Origin of the sequence: Streptomyces sp. 13-12-16, from assembly GCF_002114215.1 — a bacterium.
Classification (GTDB): domain Bacteria; phylum Actinomycetota; class Actinomycetes; order Streptomycetales; family Streptomycetaceae; genus Streptomyces.
This window is the reverse complement of record NZ_NCTE01001020.1, coordinates 1-17,685: the sequence shown is the minus strand read 5'-3', so window position 1 is coordinate 17,685 and position 17,685 is coordinate 1. Positions and strand designations below refer to the sequence as shown.

Below are 17,685 nucleotides of genomic sequence, written 5' to 3'. Positions count from 1 at the left end.
CCGTCCGCCCACGCCACGATCGTCTCCTCCCGCCACGTTGCTCACGTGCCTCACGTGCTGTCGCGGGCGGTGGGTAGCCTCGGCCGGAGTCGAGGTCGGTTCGGACCGAGGGAGTAACCGTGAAAGGCACGGAGAATTCCGGAACAGGCGCAGCGAACGCGTTCCACGGGCGGGCGGTGGTGTACCGGGAGAAGCTGCCGAGGCGCTGGATCATCGCCACCTCGGCAGTCCTGGCCGGCTGGGTCGCATATCAGGGCAGTATTCTGCTTCCCGAGGACAGCACGGTCTGGATCATCATTCTTGGTTTCTCCGTGTTTCTCGCGCTCGTATTCAATGCCGTGCCGGTTTCCAAACGCATTTATCACCGGATCCACGTCCGGGACGGGCAGTTGACCGTCGGACGGGAGACGATCGCGGTGGAATCGTTGGCACTCGCCTCGCTTCGGGAGGCTCGTGAGCAGCCCACAGACGCGGAATTCACCGCGTCCTTGGCCTCGCGGTCGCGTGAGGAGCTCGCGGAGTTGCGGCGGAGAAGCCACGCGGCCAGGGCGCCGCGGCTCGTAGGTGGCGGCTGGTCCGTGCCGATGGGGATGGACCAGATCGTGGTCGAGACTGTGCAAGGCGAGTCGCTGCTGATCGCTACCCACGACCGCGAGGCGCTGCTGGACGCACTGGCACGAGCCCGCCAGGCCTAGGGCTGCCGAAGACCTTGACCTCCAGGTCCAACCGTGACCTCGGTACGGTCTTCGTGTGCCTGTGCTGCTTCCTCCCCGGGAAGGAGCCGACACCGATCACCTGAAGGAGCTTCGTGACAGGCAAGCTGAACAGAGTGGTGAATCCGCAGGACCTCGAGCAGCTCGCCAAGTTGCTCGACGGACGGGGCGGGACGGGGGACAAGCTCGACGAGGCGTTCAGCCGGGCCTCGGCACTCGGTGTGTCGGACAAGCTGACCGCGATACGGCCGATGCGCTCCTGGGTATCGGACACAGCACCCGAACTCCGCAGGAAAGCGGCCTACGCCCGTCTGGAGGACGGCGATCCGCTGGCCGGACTGCTGCTCGCCGGGTTCACCCCCGAACAGCTCAAGAACAAGGATCTGCCACCGGACATCCTGCTGGTCGCCAATGCGGCCGCGTCCGACGACCAAGTCGACGACGGCTGGCTCAAGAAGAAAGACGGCGAGAGCCTCGACGACTGGCTCGTCAGGATCCAGGGTGACGCCGTCACCCAGCTCACCGGCAACGAGAAGCTGGGCAAGGCAGTCTCGACGTACATCGAGGGGGCCGCCAACCTGTCGGCGTTCTTCACCTCGTCGACCACGGCAATACTCGGCGGCAAGTCCCTCCTCTCATACTTCAAATCATCCAAGGTGCTCAACGCGCCGGGCACCTTCACCGCCCGCCTGATCAACGGCCACTGGGACAAACTGTCCAGGATTCCCAAGGCCGGTAGCTGGCTGACCCGGATGCCGCCCAGTGTGCTCACCGGTTCCGACGAGGCGGCGATGCTCGCCGGGTACATGCGCAACGGGGCCTTCTACCTCCCCACCGCCACCGAGGCCAACCTGCTCCGCGTCGCCCAGCGCGGGGGTCTCGCCAACGCGGCCAAAGCCGCCGGGTGGATGCGCGGCCTGGGCATCGTGGGCTCCGCCGGCGCCACCGCCTGGGGCGTCGCCAACCTGGCGACCATGGACCACGGCAAGGCGTGGAAGGAGGACAAGGCCAAGTACCTCTCCAACTGGACCGGTACGGCCTTCAACGCCTCGCTCACCGCCGCGATGATCGCTCCCAACCCGGTCACCGTCGGCCTCGCCGTCGGCACCGGACTCGCCTATGCCGGAACTCTGATCTGGGACCACTCGGACAAGATCGAGAAAGCTGCGGAGGACGCGGCGAACTGGGTGGGCGACAAGGCCGAGAAGGCGGGAGAGGCCATTTCCGACGGCGCCAAGAAACTCGGCAGCGCCCTCAACCCGTTCGACTGACGCCGATCGTGGCGGATCCGCGCCCTGCGGCGCGAGGGGAAAGGAACCATGCAGCAGCACACGTACACGCTCGACCACTGGGAGGACCGCTCCGGCCATCGGCTGACCTGGACCTTCGGCTACCGGGGCACAGCGGGCGAGTTCGGCCGGATCGAGGTGGTCTACCCGGCGAAGCGGCACGGCGACCGCCATGTCACCGAGGTCAGCGGGGACAGCGTTCCCGCCGCCTCCTTCAGCGGCTGGGCCTACGGACGCAAACCCTCGCTCCACATGGCGCAGCTCAGCGTCGGCGGGGCCGGAATCCGTCTCAAGCGCAACCGCTGGGCACAGACCAGGGCCGGACGGGCCCTGCGCATGCAGTGCGCCGGACGGGAGTACCGCTACCTCGCGACCGGTCGACGGCACCGCGATCGTGCCCTGATCCGCGACGGCGTGGAGATCCGGACCGGGCGGCACGGCAGTGGTGCGCGGAAGAAGGCCACCTTCACCGTCCTCGGTCCGGCCGACGCCACCGACCTCGCGCTGGCCGCCGTGCTGGTCGGCGTCAATACCCGCAATCTCACCCGGGGCGGCGCCGTCCGCGCCTTCTTCAACAGATCTCTGAACTGGCTGGAGATCTTCCAGTGACCTCGTGAACCGCCTGAGCCACCGCCGTCCGATCCTTCCCATCGCCGAAAGCGACACACAATGCCCTCGTACGACAGCACCCGGGGCCGGTTCCGCCTTGCCGAGAGCCACCTGGACGTCCTCCGCCACCGTGTCGGAGGGGAAGAGGTACCCCCTGAACTGGCCGACGCCGACCGCGAATTGACGGAGGCAGGCCTGACGGACCGCCAGGGAAACCTTGACCTCCTGCTCGGCCCGCTGGTCAGCACTCTGCGGGCCCCCGTCGTCGTCCTTCATGTGGAGGCGATCGGTGAGCACGGCACCCTCCACCACGGCGTCACCATCGGCGACGGCTATGTCTACTCCCATGAGTCCTGGCCGGGCTCTGCGGAGTCGGAGTATGTCCGGCTGGAGCCGAGCATGCTCGTCTGGGCACTGGCCCGGATGGTCAACCTCCAGGGCGAGGAGACCGTAGAGGTCGCCACACCCGTGATCGAGACCACCATGGCCGTCCTCGACGCGGGGCTCGAGACCTTGGACAGCCTCCCCGGTCTGGCGGTGGAGGAGGGCATCGACCGGATCGCGGAGGCACTGAAAGACGCCGGACTCACCCGGAAGTCACAGCTCAGCACATTTGCCAGGCTGATCGCCGGGATGCGTTCCAGCTGGCGGATGACCGCCGCATGGCAGGGGCACGACGACGGAACCCCGGCCCAGCAGGTGCGCGGGTTCGCGGTGTGGGACTGCGGACCCCTCGGCTACTGGCACCGTGAACTGCCCACCGAACCGATCCTGCCCGGCCAGGTGGACGGCACCACCGCGCTCAAGCTGGTCCGGGTCGACGCCAAGGAGGTCTGGCAGCTGATCACCGATCTACTCCCGGCCGCCGAGGAGTTCGCGGTCGCGCCGCAAGCGGGTTAATTGAGTCTGACCTGCGAGTTCAACGGCCGACGAGTGCTCGGGCACCACGTCGCGTACACCGTCCAGCAGGAGGGCCTGCCGCCGGTCGAGTACGACGTGCTGCCCGCGGGTGACACCGTGGAAATCACTGAGCCCTTCTCGGTGACGGTTCGTGATCTTCGTTTAGGCGGTGCGACCGTGTTCGAGGTGGAGCAGGACGAGAACGGCCCGGGCGATGCGGATGATGGCGACTGGGTCGCGGCTGACCCTGCGCAGGGCCTTGAAGGTGACCTTCAGCAGGGCGTTCGCGCGCGTCGCCATGCCGTGCACGCCCCGCCTTTGGGCTTCTTGTCCGGATGGCGGAACCCGTCACCGACGTTCTCGTAGCCGAGGTCGGTCGGGGTGGGGACACCCAAGGTGGAGGTGAGCCGGTTGAGGGCGTCGACCAGGCCGCGGGCGCGGGAGCAGGCCCATGTGACCTTTTGGCGTGGCACCGTGGGGCAACTGGGTCTCGTTGAACTGATCGTGCCCGCTTTGGAGGTCGTAGCCCTGCCCGAACCCAGGGAGGTGATCGGCGCCATGGTGACCGGCGAGAACATTCCGATGCCTTCCTTCAGAGGCCTTCGATACGGTGGGCTGCCTCGCCTGGCCGAAGGGGAGTTGAGCGTGGCGGGACGGCATGCTTCCTTCACTCGGAAGGCTTTGCGAATGAGCAGAAGCGCCCGGGCTCTGAAGATCTGGGCCGTGGGGCTGGAGTACCGGTACCGAGAGGAAGGGAACCGACGACACCACGTGTTGGAACGCCCGGAATCCCGAATCACCATGACCCGTTCCAGCGGGGCGAACCCGAAGAGAATTTCCGGAGTCGCTCATGGGGCTGTGGACTCCGTGGACATCAGCGTTGCCATCCTTTTCGAGGGCGCGTACACGCGCAACCTGTCGTTTCGCGGTGCAGTGATATCAGCTCCAGGGAGGTTCCTGGACGGGCTGTCCACGCTCTCTTGATATTCGACGAGAATTTCCAGCCCGCTGATGCGGGCATCGGACAGCCGCAGCCGACACCACGCCGCGCCGCATCCAAGGAAGGCGTTCTGCTCCGCGTACACGGCTTCCAGAACGACGGCGAGGCTGATGTCGAGGGCGTCCGCCGAGCCCGAGCAAGTCCCGGACAACGTCTGCGGGATGTTCCAACTGGAACGCCTCATGAGTACGCCTGCGCCTGGACGGGCCAGTTCATGGCTGCGCTTGCCACCGATCTGGACGTAAGTGTACGAGCGCCCCATGACCTGAAGGCGAAGAGATCGCCCCTGGCGGCCCGGCCGGTAAACGTTCCGGGAAAGGTCCGCCGGTTCCCAGTCGACCCGCAGTTCCCCTCTCGCCAGGAGAGGACGCCACAGGTATCGCAGCCCGAGATAGGTGACGAGGGGGAAGCTGCCACCGCTGACCGCTACCTCGCAGCATTCCGACGGATAGTCACTGTGCTCCGTGGGAAAGGCCGGCTCGACGGGGCCGAGGCCGTCCACCTGGCCGACCCACGAGAAGACCTCGCTCCGGCGCCCGCGAGTGGATGACGCGCGCCGGAGCTCAAAGGACACCCCACTCATTCACATGCCAAAAGCCGACATGGGGGAAATGGCGCGCTGTCGCCATGCCTCCCGCATCGGCCGCCAGGTCACAGTAAAGCAAAGGTGACGGAGGTGTCGGCGGGCGCCGAAGGCCTGTGTGATGAGCCTGCGCGAGCCGGGGAGATTCCCCTCCGCAACCGTGGAACGGAACCGACTCTCGTATGCTTCAGCGGCGATCCCGTGCACCAACTCACGGGAAAAACGCCGGAAATGTCAGCGAACGGGGAGGACGTCGGCCGTGGGGCCTACAGACGCGGACAGTGGTGCCGAGTTGAAGAAGCGGGCCGAGCGGTTGCGGGAGTGTGCGCGTGAGGCGCGGACGCTGGCGCGCAGCCTGGGGCCTTATCTCGATGGCGTGGTGAAGAAGGCCACCCCGCGCGCCGGCTCCCGGGCCGGGGACGGCACGGACGCGATCTGGCAGGGGCCCTTCGCCGACGACTGCACCGCGCGGTTGCAGCAGCGTCAGCGCACCCTCAACGGCATGGGCGGCGCCCTGCTGGCCGATGCCGCCCGGTGGGAGAACCAGGCCGACGAACTGGACCGGCAGGCCAAGGAGAAGGACAAGGCCAAGACCGGGACGGGCGGCAACTGATGGGCTTCAGAGGATTCGACGCCGTCAAACTCACCGCGCTCGCGGGCGACCTCGACACCCTCGCCGGCAACGCGGGGAAGCTGCACAGCCGGCTGGCCGCCGTCCTCACCTCCGCCCAGCAGAACCTGCCGTCGGGACAGAACGCCTCCCGAGACCCCGAGTTGCAGGCCCTCGTCGGCGACGTCGTCCCCATACCGTCGTTCTTCGGCGGGCGCCGCCGGCTGCCCGGTTCCCTGACCGGCGAGCTCGGTGACATGCAGTCGTCGATGAAGCGCCGGATCAGGCAACTGGAGGGCGTGCAGGAGCTGGTGCGCAAGGGCTACCCCGTGGCCGACGGGAGCGTGTTCCTCGACGAGAAGGCCCCGGACGCCAAGAGGATCGACGAGGCTCTGCGCAACCTGAGGGCCCTGAACGGCAAGGACTTCGGGACCAACGGCAACCGCGACGACCTGGAGAAGGTCTCGGGCGAGCTCGACGGGCTGACGGCCGCCGAGATCGACGCCCTCATGTCCAAGGCGTCCCCGAAGGACCTCGCCTTCTACAACGAGCTCATCACCGACACGGGTGATTCCGGCTGGAACCCGTTCGACGAGAACGGTCTGCCCGAGGACAGGCGCCGGGACACCCTCAGCCTGATGCTGTCGAAGATCAGCCCGGAGAACGTGCCCAAGTTCCAGGCGGCCTTCCCCGGGATGCAGCCGACGTTCACCAACACCGGCGCGTACGAGCAGGGCGGCAACAACCAGAACGGCCAGACCAACAGCGGCATCCACTGGGCACCGCCCGGCGACCCGCTGTTCGTGAACGGTGTCTCGTCCGAGGACGTCAACCAGAACCAGTTCGGTGACTGCTGGTACGTCGCCTCACTGGCCGGCCTGGCGCAGAAGAACCCCCGGTTCGTCCAGGAGGGCATCAAGGAGAACCCGAACGGTACGGTCAGCGTCCGCGTCTGGGACAAGGAGGGCAACTACCACTGGGTCACCATGACCGCCGACCTGCCCACCGACCAGAACGGGAACCCGATCAGCACTTACGGCACCGGCGAGTCCTGGCCCGCGTACTACGAGAAGGCCTTCGCGATGGTCTACTCGGAGGACGGTGACGACGAACGCGGCTACGGCGGCATCGAGGGCGACGACCCGAAGAAGGCCGCTCCCTACCTCACCGGCCAGGAGGGCGAGGACCTGACGACGGGCGGCTTCCTCGGCATCGGCGAGGACGAGGACAAGAACCTGGACTCCCTGAAGAAGGCGTTCGAGTCGGGGCAGGTCGTCACCGTCTCCACGCCGGCCGACGAGAGCCTGGACAAGAACCACCCCAAGGAATGGGGCAGCACCTACCACAGCAATCACGCCTACTACGTCCGCGGCTTCACCGACGACGGCAAGGTCATCCTCGGCAACCCCTGGGGAACCTCCAACTATCCGCCGATCACCGTGACGCAGGAGCAGTTCAACAAGTACTTCCAGGCGCCGGAGGCATTCGATGTCCCGTGACGACGCCCGTGACACCCGGCAGGTGAGTGGAGTGACGACCGACCGTCCGCAGGTGAAGTACCCGTTCGAGTTCGACGGCCGCTGGGTGCTCCGCTACCACATTCCGTACGCCGTGGAGCATGAGGGCCATACGCACCGGATCGTGGCGACGGTCTTCGCCCAGCCGTCGGTGCACGGCCGGATCCAGGTCAACCGCGACGGGCAGTTCATCGCCGAGTACGACGAGCTGGTTCCCGGAAGCCTGGTGGAGATCACCGGAGACGCCTGGCGGGTGACGGAGGTCGACTACCGGACCCGCGTCGTCCTGGAACGCGTCCCCGAAAAGACAGAGGAGGAAGCCGGTGCACAGGCCGGTGAGTAGGTACCTCATCGCAGGATCCGCGCTGGCCGTGCTCACGCTGGCCGGTTGCGGATCGTCGTCCGGCGGGGGCGGCGAGGAGTCCACGACGGCCCCCGCGACCACACAGGCGGCCATCAAGGACAAGGGGCCGGTGTGCGTCGGCGAGGCGCCGCGGGACGGGGTGCACGTCCTGCGCGGCGGCGGCTTCCGGCTGCCGGGGGGCGGGGGCGTGCAGTACGCCGCCGCCGACGCCGACGGCACGACCCGTACGGCGACCCTGCGCGAGGGGGAGCGGTACGAGTCCGGCCAACAGGAGTGGACCGTCGAGCCCGGGACGGACGTCACCGTCTCCGGCCACGCCTACACGGTCCGGCAGATCTGCTCCTACCGCCTCGTCCTCGAACCGAAGACGGCCGAGGACGAGGCCGCGCTCGCCGCAGCACCCGAGTCCATGAAGCCGGCGGGCGGGCCGGCGGACGCGCCCCTGTGCTTCACCACCAACGAGGACGTCCTGGCCGCCGCGGCAGCCGGCTTCCCGCCCAAGGGCGAGAAACTGTCCCTCGTCGGCAACGGCGGCGTCCAGCGCTTCCCGACCGGCCTGTCCCTCACCGTCTCGTACCTCGACACCGGCACGGGCACAGCCGGCATCGCCGCGAACTGCGCGGCGATCCCGGTCGCGGCGTACGAGGACGTACGCGTCGGCGATCCGGTGGAGTTCGCGGGGGTGCTGTTCGAGGTCTCGCAGATCACCGAACAGGCGGTACAGCTCACACGAACGAGTGCGTAGCGGGCCGGCCGGCGCTCCTGCCCCTACTTCTTCTTGTCCTGGAGGTCCTTGGCGTCCTGCGCGCACCGCTGCGCTTCGTCGCGCAGGGCCTTGGCGACGGTGCCGCACTTCGTCTGCCAGGTCTTGAGCTTGCCCCGTACGTCGTCCGCGTTGGGGCCCGCCCAGGACTTCATGCCGGTCGTGCTGTGGTTCTTGGCGGCGTCGACGAGCGAGTCGATGTGGTCGGCGAGCGAACGCAGCTGACCGGCCCGCTGGTTAAGTTCCTGAATGTCAGGATTTGCCATAGCAGCCTCCCCCTCTGTCCCGACGGTCAGGATACGGTCGCATCCCCCGGAGCTCCGTTCGACCCTCGCCCGTCGGTCCATGCCGGGTGAACACACGTCGTTCACCGTATGGCCCCAACCCCTGTGCGCCGGGCAGGAACTGACCGTGGTGCGATAGCGTCCACTGTTGCAAACGGATAGTCCGCTTGTTCCTGATGACACGGGGAGGATCACCATGGATCGCGGTGCAGATCTCACACGGCTCCGGGAGTTGTCGAAGCTCTACGCTCGCAAGGCTCATGACCTTCAGCTCCTGATCAAGGACCTTCAGACGGCCACGGCAGACAGCACCAGCTACTGGAAGGGCCCGAAGGCCGACCGGTTCCGGGACGACTGGCGTGATGTGAAGCCGACGTTCGACAAGTGGGTCGACACGCTGAACGACGCCAGCAAGTCCGCGAACACCAGCGCCGACAACATCGAGCGCGCCACCTGATTCCAGGGCGGATCACGCGGAGTGCACAGCCGCTCGGGGCGCCGGGACCACACCCCTCAGGGGTGGCCCCGGCGCCCCGGCGGCGTCTCAGGCGCTCGAGCCGTACGAGCGGGCCTGCGCCGCCGGCACCTTCTCGGGCTCGTCCCGGATGGCCGCGTCGATGACCGGCAGCAACCTGCCCACCTGTTCGCCCAGCTTCCGGTGCCGCCCTTCCAGCTCGCGGTGCCAGGCACGGGCGTTCTTCCCCACCCAGACCTTGTCGCCCCCGATGTCCTCGGCCGGCCTCTTGAGGGCCCTTTTGAGGTTCTCCACCTCCTTGGCCAGGTCACCACGCAGCTTCTGCAGGTCCGCCTTTCTGGGATTGGGAACGGTGGATTCGGATCCCGTCATTAAATATTACCTTCAGGCTTTCGTCTCGCGCTCGGAATTGCTCCTGCTCTCAGCGCCTCATAATCTAAGCCAATGGCCTCCGAATACCTCGTCCTGCCCACGATGAGCGGTTCCCCTCCCGGCGACGGCACGGTCGAGGTGACTCTCGTACCAATCACCGGTGCCGACGGCCGGGAGCAGCTCACCGCACTCGCGTTCACGTCGGTGTCCCTGCTGGTCGAGGCGATGGGAGAGCAACAGCCCTGGGTCGTCCTCCCCTCCGGCGAGGTCGAGGGGGCGCTGAGGGGCTCGGGGGCCCTGAGCGTACTGGTCGATCCTCGACTCGCCACGGGCGCGGAATAGGAATTCTCCGGTGGTCGACCCGAATTTCTCCGGAATCAATCCGGACAACCTGCTGAGGACCATCAAGGACCTGGAATCCGGCAGCAAGGCGCTGCACAGTGCGAAAACCTCTTACCTCGCCAGGTTTCACAGGTTCGGCCTGGACACGGCCCATCTGACGGAGATCGGGAAGATCGCCGGCTGGGTGGACGACGAGCTTCCCATGCTGCGCCGGAGGCAGGCTCTGGCAGCGGCGATGGAGACGGATCCCAGGGAACACGGGGGCGGGGCCATGGTCCGGTTGCGTGAGCCGGTCCTGACCATCGGTGCGGCGAGGGAGAAGGGGAAGAGGCTCGCCGGGAAGGCCGACGAGGCCGCCGGCCTCGGACCTGACACGGCCGGTGCGGAATTCCACCGGATCGCGGAGGAGCTGGCCGCGCACAAGGGGGACCCGGACTTCACCTCGGCGTTCTACGCCGCGCTCGATCCCGCCTTGCTGAAGGTCCTGCCGGTGACCGTCGCCGCCACCAGGACACCGACGGCGGAGAGCGACGCCAAGGTGTTCGGCTCCGCCTTCACCACGGCGGTCGACGCCGATCCGCCTGCCCCGGGCTTCACCAAGGCGGTCGCCCTGTTCCACGGCGACATCGGCGAGGACGAGCCGACCGCCGTGTTCAACAGGGCGCTCATGCAGGGGGACGATCCCGACCTCTGGGCCGTCGCGTGGAAGCACACGCAGGCTGCTGTGAAGAAGCTCGGCGATCCCGCGGACACGTGGTCCGACACGGCCGGGCTGCTGGCCTCCGTCGTGGGCATGCAGGCGAAGTACGCCGGGCACTTCTGGGAACGGTCGCAGAAGTTCTCCGACGAAGCGAGTCGGCTGTACCAGCAGCGCATCAACAGCATGTCGCCGGAAGACCGGAGGAAGTTCAAGAAGGACACCCGGCAGGCAGCCAGGAACGCCAGGCAGTCCGCTCGAGAGGCGGAACGCATTCTCGCCAAGTACGGCATGGGATCCTTCTCCCGCTTGCTGGAGGCTTCCGTCGCGGACGGTGGCAGCTGGCTGATCGGCAAGGTTCCCGGCCTCCGAGCGCCCAGCTCGGCGACGCTCTTCGGACGGGCTCTCCACGCGGGAGGCAAGCTGCCGCTGGTGGGCACGGTTCTCACCCTCGGCGCCATCGGATGGGACATCGGTCACGGCGAGGAGAAGGACGTCGCCGTCGCGGCCAATGTCGGGGGAATGGCTGCGGGCACAGGTGTTACCTGGGGGACGATGGCAGTGGTGGCAGCAGCGGGGGGTCCCGTCGGATGGGGCATCGCAGGCGGAGTTGTGCTGGGTTTCGGCGTCGGTTACGGAATCTCGTACGCGCTCAAGGAAGAAACCGGAAGAAGAGCAGTCAATGCGGTCACAGGTGCGGTGAAGGACGCGGGCGAAGCGATCGGTGACACCGCGTCCAGCATCAAGAAGACAGTGGGCGGGTGGTTCTCATAAGGCGGAGCAGTGATGGCCAGGAAGAAGAAATCCAAACGCCGCAACGATCAGTACCAGTTGCCGCAACATGTCGCCGCGGCACAGCAGTACGCTGCCAGAGTCGCCGCGTACACGCCACGTCCGGAGCTTCCTCAGCGACGGCTCATCACCGCCGCTCTCGGCATGTTCCTGCTGTGCCTCGGGATGGCGCTCTTCTTCTGGATCCCAGCGCGTTCCCTCGTGCATGACCTGCGTGCCAACGGAGTTACCGTCGCGGCGACGGTAACCGGCTCGGACAGCAAGCCCAAGTACGTGAAATTGAGGTACATCCAGGGCGAGAATTCAGGGAAGGAGTTCAATCTCTCCGAGTACGCCGGAATGCTCCCCGATCTCCGTGCCGACGATGTGCTGCTGGTCACATACGACCCTGAAGACCCGTCCCGGGTCCTTTCCCGCAGTTGGGTGACCTCCCCTCCCCCCAACCTGCCGGCGTACGGCACCTCCGCCTTGGCCCTGTTCACCTTCGGCTTGTTCATCGCAGTCGTGGTCCGACGCCGCTGGATTCTGCGCACTTCCTGGCCGGATCACCCCCTTCTCGGCTCAAGTGGTCCCCAGAACCCCGGCTCCACGACCGCCCGCCTCACCAAGCCTTAGCCACCGTCACCGAACAAACGCTGCGGCCCCAGCCACACCGGCTGGGGCCCGCAGCTACCTCGTACGAACCCTCACCCGTTCATCACCGCCTGAACCGGCATGAACGACCCCCCTGCCACGAACAGTCCGCTTCCCGCCGGGCCGCCGCCGCTGTTGGACGGGAGGCGGATGCCGAAGAGTTCGCCCTCCGATGGGCTCTGGGGTGTCAGGAGCAGGCCGTTGCGGGACTTGCGGGCCTCTACCGCGAAGCCGCGGTACTGGCCCGAGAGGCTGTCGGTGGAGCCGGCCGCGATGAGGCCGATGCCGCCGTCGGCGCCCTTGCGGACGACGGTTTCCAGGGCCTCGTCGAGGCGGGTGTCGTAGAGGAGTTCCGCGTCGTCGACGACCACGACGTAGGAGCCGCCGGACGCCTTGTCCACCAGTTCGTCCAGGTCGTCCTCGCGGCTGTCCGCGTTCAGCAGGCCCAGGACGCCGTCCCGGCCTTCCAGCTCGCGCAGCGGTGAGCGGCGTGGGGCGACCAGGACCACCGGTGTGCCGGAGCGCAGCAGTGTCTCCGTGGCGGCCACCAGGAGTGTGGAGCGGCCGGACTTCGGCGGGCCCGCGATGACGAAGCCCGGTCCGTTCTCCTCCAGGTCGACGCCGACCGGCTGGAGTTCGTCGCCGCCGACGCCGATCAGCGCCCAGAGCGGGGACGGCGGAGCGAAGTCCGGATCGAGGGCGAGCGCCTCGGACACCGTGATGCGGGACGGCAGCGCATCCACCCGCATGGGGCGTCGGCCGGCCGGGATCCGGCCGTGGCGGGCTGCCGACTCCTCCGCGATCTCACGCAACGCCCGCACCTGCGCCTGGCCGGCCGGGTCGTCCGCGAGCAGGCCGATCTGGGACTCGTCGACGCCCGTGTCGGTGATGCGCAACGCCCGTCCCGGAGGCATGTTCTTCGGAACCTCGCGAGCCTGCAGCCCCGCCGTGGAGTAGTCGTTCGGGTCGGCGAAGCGCAGCACCAGGCGGTCGGCGAAGGCGGACGAGACATGGCCGCTCAGACCGCTGCGGTCGGCGGTCATGACGACCTTGAGGCCCACCGCGGAGCCCTCACGGAAGATGCGCTGGGCCGCCTCGATCAACTGGCCGTAGTTGTAGCTCTCGAAGGTGGAGGCGAAGCCCTCCCAGCCGTCCAGCAGGAGCACCATCCAGGGGAGGCGGTCCTCGGGGGCGGCGGTCGCCCGCTGTTCGGCGGCACTGGACGCGCCCTCCATGGCGAGCAGCTGCTGCCGCCGGGCGATCTCCGCCAGCAGGCGCTCGATGAGGCGCCGGACACGGTCCGGCTCGTCACGCGTCACCACGGCACCCACGTGCGGCAGCCGCATCAGGGGCAGCAGCGCGTTCGAGCCGCAGTCGATGCCGTACAGGTGCACGTCGTGCGGGGACGTGGTGCGGGCCAGCGAGCCGGCCAGCGTCCGCAGGGCGGTCGAACGGCCGGAGCGGGCACCGCCGAGCAGCATGGTGTGCTCGCCGTGCACCAGGTCCAGCGACAGCGGCGTACGGGACTGCTTGGCCGGCAGGTCGATCAGGCCGTACGGGATCGGGGCCACGTCCGTCGCCTCACCCGGGGTGGGCTCCGCGCCGTACGCGGTGAGTCCGTCCAGGGTGACCTGCTCGGACAGGGGCGGCAGCCAAGGGCTGCGCTGTTCGCCGAAGCCCATGCGTGCGGCACCGTCCCGCACCGCGTCGACGAGGACGGCGAGGTCGGTGACCATGGTGCCGTCGTCCTCGGCCTCGGCCCGCTTGGGCAGCGGGCGGCCGTACGCGTTCCAGGGCAGCGGCAGCAGCGTCGCCTTCGGGCCTGTCCCACCCGTGGCGGGGCGTCGTCCACCGATGCGGGCCGACTGCACCCCGACCAGGGACTGCGCACCGGAGCGCACGTACATCCGGCCCGGCGTGGACTTGGCGATGGCGCCCGAGTCCGGGGCCTCGATGACGTCGATGGACTCGGAGGCGTCCGTCACCCGCAGCGCGATCCGCAGGTTGGTGTTGGCGCGGATGTCCGCGCTGACGACACCGGCGGGACGCTGGGTGGCCAGGACCAGGTGCACGCCGAGCGAGCGGCCCCGGCGGGCGATGTCGACCAGGCCCGCGATGAAGTCGGGTAGTTCGGCGACCAGAGAGGCGAACTCGTCGATCACCAGGACCAGTCGGGGCATGGGCTCCAGCTCGGGGCGGAGCTTGCGGGTGTCGTTGTAGTCCTCGATGTCCTTGGCGGCGGCGTCGAAGAGGATCTTCTCCCTGCGGTGCAGTTCGGCGGCGAGGGAGGCGAGGGCACGTTCGGTGAGGTGGGCGTCGAGGTCACTGACCATGCCGACCGTGTGCGGCAGCCGGGCGCAGTCCATGAACGCGCTGCCGCCCTTGTAGTCGATGAGTACGTAGTTGAGGGCGTCGGGGCGGTTGGCGACGGCCAGCGAGGTGATGATGGTCTGCAGGAGCTCCGACTTACCGGCACCCGTGGTTCCCGCGACCAGCGCGTGCGGTCCGTCCCGCCGGATGTCCAGGACGAAGGGTCCGTCCGCGGCGATGCCGACGGGGGCCGCCGTGGTGGAACCGCCCGCCCGCCAGATCCGTTCGACGTCCACCCCGGTCGGGTCCGGCATGCCCAGCAGGGTCAGCAGCCTTGCCGACGTCGGCAGGGCGCTGCCCGCGTCGTCCCGGCTGACGTCCCGGACGGGGGCGAGGGAACGGGCGAGCAGCTCGCACCACTCCGGCGTGACCTGGTCGGCCAGGACTTCCCCCGCGGCCTCCAGCCCGTGGCCGCGTACCCGGACGTGGTGTGCGGCATCGGGGGACCAGACGACGACGGCCTTGCACTCCTCCGGCAGCAAGCGCTCGTCCTCGTCGAGGCACAGGGCGAGGATGCCGTACTGGGGTCCTTCGGCGAGCAGTTGCGGCACGCCGGGCACCCGGCGCAGCAGGCGGGCCCCGTCGAGGATCAGCAGGACGTTGGGGTCCGGGTACAGCTGGCCCGTCATGTTGTTCTGCTCACGGGACGCCTTGCGCCGGGCGAGCTCGTTGAGGAGCTCGTTGACGCGGCGGGTGATCCCCTCGGAGTCGAAGCCGACCAGAGCGACGCAGTCCTGCCCCTGGTCGGGGCTGGTGTGGGGCAGCCAGTGCACCCAGTGCCAGTCGGCGCCGGCGTGCGGAGTGGACGTGAGTGTCACGAGGGAGAGGTCCCGGGGGCTGTGCAGCACCGCCGCCTGGACGCCGAGCCAGCGGGCGGTGGCCAGCGCACGGGCCCGGTCCCCGGCGATGCCGACCACCCCGAGTTCGGTGAAGGGGAGGGTGACGGGGACGTCCGGGAGGACGGGGGGCTCGGGGCGCTCCTCGTCGTACAGGGAGCCGCCGCGCCCCAGGACGAGCTCGACGTCGGACGGAAGGCTGCCGGAACCGACCCTCAGCTGCAGGGCGTCCGGGTCGGTGAGCCGGCGTTCCCACAGCCGGCGGCGCGGTCCCGTGGCGAACAGCAGGATCTCGGCCGGGTCGGGGCCGTCCACGCGGCGGGCCCGCTGCTCCTCCTTTCCGAGGGCGGCGAGTTCCGCCTCGTGGGCGGCGAGGTCCTTCTTGTACTGCTTGACGGAGGTCTTGTGCTGCTTCTTGCCCTCCCGGTTCTCGCTGATCCACTGGGCGATCATCATCAGCGGGCTCATCAGGCAGAAGAGCAGCATGTAGATCTGCTTGGTGAGGAAGTACATGCCGATGCCGAACAGCATGGGCATGAACGCCATGATGAACTGGAAGCGCGCCCGGTCCCCCTTGGTGGGCGGTACCGGCACCACCAGCCGCCGCCGGGGCCGCAGCGGGGACAGGCGGGGTGGCCGGTTGTAGGCGAGTCCGCCCTCGCTCATCGGGGACAGGTGGGCGTCCGGCTCGGTCACGCGGTCGAGTACGAGCAGTGAGTCACCGACCCGGACGACGCCGCCCAGCGGCCACGGACCACCGGCCGTCACCGGCTCGTCGTCGAGCAGGACCCCGGCCCCGTTCTCGGGAGCGAGCGTGACGCCGCCTTTCATGTCGATCGTGATCCTGAGGGCGACCGGCGGCAGCGACGTGTCCGTCAGGGGCAGCGAACACGTGGGGGCGGCACCGACCGTGGCCGCCCCGATCCCCAGCCGGACCACGCGCCCGGAAGCGGGACCGCCGGCCACTCTCAGCTCGTACTGTCCGACCGGCTCGCCCTTGCGCAGCAACGGGCCTATCGAGTCGTCGACCGAGACCCTCATGCCGTCCTGCAGGACGGCCGTGGCCGGCGCGGAGGGATCGCAGCGCTCGCCGTCGGCCCACAGCAACGGCGCGCCGGCGGCCACCGCGCCGTGGCCGTACGGGAGGGCCTGCGACGTGCCGGGCAGGGAGACCACGTTGCCGGACGCACCCGCCGGGCGACCGGGTTCACCGAGGGCGGTCGCCAGTGCCTCCGCGACGTCGCCCGCCGTGGCGGTGTCGTCCGTGGTGACGACGACGTCCTGCGGCTCACCGCCCTCCCGTACGACCGTGACCAGCATCTGCATGGTGGTTCATCCTCCCCGTCGGCCCCTGCGGCCACGTTCGTTGCTTCGCCTGACGGGGACCGGTGGCGGTCGGTCCCCTGCGCGTCCGGAGGTCGCGTCCTGATACCCGGGCGTCAGACGGCCGGCAGAGCGTAGATCTCCGGCCCGTGGGTGACCAGCAGCCGGTTGCCGGAGGCGGTCACCTGCCACGGTTCGCCGTTGTCCTTGTTGTCGTCGTAGACCCAGCGGACCTTGCCGGTCCGGGCTTCCAGTGCGACGACGCCACCGCCGGACAGGCCGCCGGTCGCCCCGTACAAGGAGGAGCCGGCGCGCAGGAACGTCTCCGGGCCGTTGGCTTCCAGGTCGTCGCAGAGCCAGGTCCGCTCGCCCGTCTTGGCGTCCACCGCCCAGACACCGTCGTCGTAGTCGCTGACGTACAGCACGCCGTCGATCACCGAGGGGTTGCGGAAGGCCCGGCGGCCGTTGGAGGACAGGGTCCAGCGGGTGTCGCCCGTGTCGGCGTCGAGGGCCGTGAGCTCGTCGCCCGGCAGGAAGACGAGGCCGCCCGCGACCGTGGGCTGCCAGGTCCAGTCCTCACCGATCTTCCTGGTCCACAACTGCGCACCCGTGGCGGTGTCCCGCACCGTGAGGTTGCGGTTGGAGTCGGCGTACACCAGGTGCTTGCCGGAGACACTGCCCTGGACGTCGTAGTCCTTGGTACCCCAGTCCCGTCTCTGCAGCCACGTCTTCCTGCCGGTGGTGTGGCTGACGGCGGCCACGGCCGTGCGGTACTCCGTGGCGCTCCTGGACTCGCCGAAGTCCTCGGCCGTGACGTAGACGTTCTCGTCGTCGACGGCGATGGCGGAATCGACCGACAGGGACTTGCCCAGCCGGCTCCGCCAGACCTCCTCGCCGGTCTTCACGTCGAGGGCGACGAGCACTCCGTCGTAGCCGCCGTCGGCCAGGAACACCTTGCCGTCGTGGAAGAGAAGGGGCTCTCCCGGGCGGCACGCCTCCTTCTTCGACCAACGGGCCTTGCCCGTCCTCACGTCGTAGGCGACGAGCGGATCACCACTGATCAGCAGGAGGCCTTCGTGGGTGAGCAGCGGCACGAGCGCACTGGTGCTGTCCTCCGCCACCGACTTGTGCCACAGGGGCTGGGGCGCGACGCCGGGGGGCGGCGTGGTGAACCGCTCCCCGGCCGGTTCGGCCGAACCGCCCCGGCCCGCCT

The 17,685-nt window shown here is 68.7% G+C and carries 17 protein-coding genes and 1 pseudogene; 12 read left to right on the top strand and 6 right to left on the bottom strand.

Annotation, left to right across the window (positions count from 1 at the left end):
- The first annotated feature begins 119 nt into the window (after window positions 1–119).
- From B7767_RS34355 to B7767_RS34340, 4 genes are all read left to right on the top strand, one after another.
- Window positions 120–695 carry a hypothetical protein gene (locus B7767_RS34355; protein ID WP_085575513.1) on the top strand — a complete coding sequence of 192 codons (576 nt, stop codon included), beginning with the start codon at window positions 120–122 and terminating at the stop codon, window positions 693–695.
- Between the two features lie 113 nt (window positions 696–808).
- Window positions 809–1,984 (top strand): hypothetical protein, encoded by a 1,176-nt coding sequence (locus B7767_RS34350; protein ID WP_085575512.1) that lies wholly within the window; start codon window positions 809–811, stop codon window positions 1,982–1,984.
- 48 nt (window positions 1,985–2,032) lie between these two features.
- The gene (locus B7767_RS34345) at window positions 2,033–2,611 is read left to right on the top strand and encodes a hypothetical protein (RefSeq protein ID WP_085575511.1); all 579 of its coding nucleotides are present in this window, start codon (window positions 2,033–2,035) and stop codon (window positions 2,609–2,611) included.
- A gap of 60 nt (window positions 2,612–2,671) precedes the next feature.
- Window positions 2,672–3,511: a hypothetical protein gene (locus tag B7767_RS34340; RefSeq protein ID WP_085575510.1), complete on the top strand. Its 840-nt coding sequence runs from the start codon at window positions 2,672–2,674 to the stop codon at window positions 3,509–3,511.
- A 162-nt stretch (window positions 3,512–3,673) separates the two neighbouring features.
- Here B7767_RS34340 and B7767_RS48595 read toward each other — a convergent pair.
- Window positions 3,674–3,808: pseudogene (locus B7767_RS48595) on the bottom strand (IS5/IS1182 family transposase); the annotation flags it as partial.
- A 551-nt stretch (window positions 3,809–4,359) separates the two neighbouring features.
- The gene (locus B7767_RS46790) at window positions 4,360–5,085 is read right to left on the bottom strand and encodes a hypothetical protein (protein ID WP_179167406.1); all 726 of its coding nucleotides are present in this window, start codon (window positions 5,083–5,085) and stop codon (window positions 4,360–4,362) included.
- Window positions 5,086–5,353: 268 nt separating this feature from the next.
- Between B7767_RS46790 and B7767_RS34325 the strand changes: the two genes are divergently transcribed.
- From B7767_RS34325 to B7767_RS34310, 4 genes are read left to right on the top strand one after another with little or no spacing between them, the layout of a single operon-like run.
- A complete protein-coding gene (locus tag B7767_RS34325; RefSeq protein ID WP_085575508.1) occupies window positions 5,354–5,707 on the top strand; it encodes a hypothetical protein in 354 nt (117 codons plus the stop codon).
- A complete protein-coding gene (locus B7767_RS34320; protein WP_085575507.1) occupies window positions 5,707–7,203 on the top strand; it encodes a C2 family cysteine protease in 1,497 nt (498 codons plus the stop codon). Before B7767_RS34325 ends, B7767_RS34320 begins: the two co-directional genes overlap by 1 nt.
- Window positions 7,193–7,564 carry a hypothetical protein gene (locus B7767_RS34315; RefSeq protein ID WP_085575506.1) on the top strand — a complete coding sequence of 124 codons (372 nt, stop codon included), beginning with the start codon at window positions 7,193–7,195 and terminating at the stop codon, window positions 7,562–7,564. The genes B7767_RS34320 and B7767_RS34315 overlap by 11 nt, the downstream gene beginning before the upstream one ends.
- Window positions 7,557–8,330 (top strand): hypothetical protein, encoded by a 774-nt coding sequence (locus B7767_RS34310; protein ID WP_085575532.1) that lies wholly within the window; start codon window positions 7,557–7,559, stop codon window positions 8,328–8,330. The genes B7767_RS34315 and B7767_RS34310 overlap by 8 nt, the downstream gene beginning before the upstream one ends.
- Window positions 8,331–8,353: 23 nt before the next feature.
- On the opposite strand, the gene B7767_RS34305 is transcribed toward B7767_RS34310, so the two are convergent.
- Window positions 8,354–8,614: a hypothetical protein gene (locus B7767_RS34305; protein ID WP_085575505.1), complete on the bottom strand. Its 261-nt coding sequence runs from the start codon at window positions 8,612–8,614 to the stop codon at window positions 8,354–8,356.
- A gap of 214 nt (window positions 8,615–8,828) precedes the next feature.
- Here B7767_RS34305 and B7767_RS34300 point away from each other — a divergent pair, with 214 nt between their 5' ends.
- Entirely contained in the window at window positions 8,829–9,089 is a 261-nt protein-coding gene (locus tag B7767_RS34300; protein WP_085575504.1) for a WXG100 family type VII secretion target, read from the top strand.
- Between the two features lie 87 nt (window positions 9,090–9,176).
- Here the strand turns inward: B7767_RS34300 and B7767_RS34295 are convergent, their stop codons facing one another.
- Window positions 9,177–9,479 (bottom strand): hypothetical protein, encoded by a 303-nt coding sequence (locus tag B7767_RS34295; protein ID WP_085575503.1) that lies wholly within the window; start codon window positions 9,477–9,479, stop codon window positions 9,177–9,179.
- A 72-nt stretch (window positions 9,480–9,551) separates the two neighbouring features.
- Between B7767_RS34295 and B7767_RS34290 the strand changes: the two genes are divergently transcribed.
- The 3 genes from B7767_RS34290 to B7767_RS34280 are packed head-to-tail and all read left to right on the top strand — an operon-like array spanning window position 9,552 to window position 11,925.
- On the top strand, window positions 9,552–9,821 hold the full coding sequence (locus B7767_RS34290) for an SAV_915 family protein (protein WP_085575502.1): 270 nt from the start codon (window positions 9,552–9,554) through the stop codon (window positions 9,819–9,821).
- Window positions 9,822–9,831: 10 nt separating this feature from the next.
- Window positions 9,832–11,292 carry a hypothetical protein gene (locus B7767_RS34285; RefSeq protein WP_085575501.1) on the top strand — a complete coding sequence of 487 codons (1,461 nt, stop codon included), beginning with the start codon at window positions 9,832–9,834 and terminating at the stop codon, window positions 11,290–11,292.
- Between the two features lie 12 nt (window positions 11,293–11,304).
- A complete protein-coding gene (locus tag B7767_RS34280) occupies window positions 11,305–11,925 on the top strand; it encodes a DUF3592 domain-containing protein (protein WP_085575500.1) in 621 nt (206 codons plus the stop codon).
- Window positions 11,926–11,996: 71 nt separating this feature from the next.
- Here the strand turns inward: B7767_RS34280 and B7767_RS34275 are convergent, their stop codons facing one another.
- Together B7767_RS34275 and B7767_RS34270 are read right to left on the bottom strand one after the other, a co-directional pair.
- On the bottom strand, window positions 11,997–16,475 hold the full coding sequence (locus B7767_RS34275) for an FtsK/SpoIIIE domain-containing protein (RefSeq protein WP_085575499.1): 4,479 nt from the start codon (window positions 16,473–16,475) through the stop codon (window positions 11,997–11,999).
- 113 nt (window positions 16,476–16,588) lie between these two features.
- On the bottom strand, window positions 16,589–17,685 hold a 1,097-nt coding region (locus B7767_RS34270; RefSeq protein ID WP_179167405.1), incomplete at its 5' end, for a PQQ-binding-like beta-propeller repeat protein.

Bases quoted from the DNA above. Each gene is read 5' to 3' on its own strand.
- B7767_RS34340 (WP_085575510.1), top strand. From the start codon at position 2,672: ATGCCCTCGTACGACAGCACCCGGGGCCGGTTCCGCCTTGCCGAGAGC.
- B7767_RS34275 (WP_085575499.1), bottom strand. From the start codon at position 16,475: ATGCAGATGCTGGTCACGGTCGTACGGGAGGGCGGTGAGCCGCAGGAC.
- B7767_RS34295 (WP_085575503.1), bottom strand. From the start codon at position 9,479: ATGACGGGATCCGAATCCACCGTTCCCAATCCCAGAAAGGCGGACCTG.
- B7767_RS34290 (WP_085575502.1), top strand. From the start codon at position 9,552: ATGGCCTCCGAATACCTCGTCCTGCCCACGATGAGCGGTTCCCCTCCC.
- B7767_RS34345 (WP_085575511.1), top strand. From the start codon at position 2,033: ATGCAGCAGCACACGTACACGCTCGACCACTGGGAGGACCGCTCCGGC.
- B7767_RS34320 (WP_085575507.1), top strand. From the start codon at position 5,707: ATGGGCTTCAGAGGATTCGACGCCGTCAAACTCACCGCGCTCGCGGGC.
- B7767_RS34305 (WP_085575505.1), bottom strand. From the start codon at position 8,614: ATGGCAAATCCTGACATTCAGGAACTTAACCAGCGGGCCGGTCAGCTG.
- B7767_RS34280 (WP_085575500.1), top strand. From the start codon at position 11,305: ATGGCCAGGAAGAAGAAATCCAAACGCCGCAACGATCAGTACCAGTTG.
- B7767_RS34300 (WP_085575504.1), top strand. From the start codon at position 8,829: ATGGATCGCGGTGCAGATCTCACACGGCTCCGGGAGTTGTCGAAGCTC.
- B7767_RS34315 (WP_085575506.1), top strand. From the start codon at position 7,193: ATGTCCCGTGACGACGCCCGTGACACCCGGCAGGTGAGTGGAGTGACG.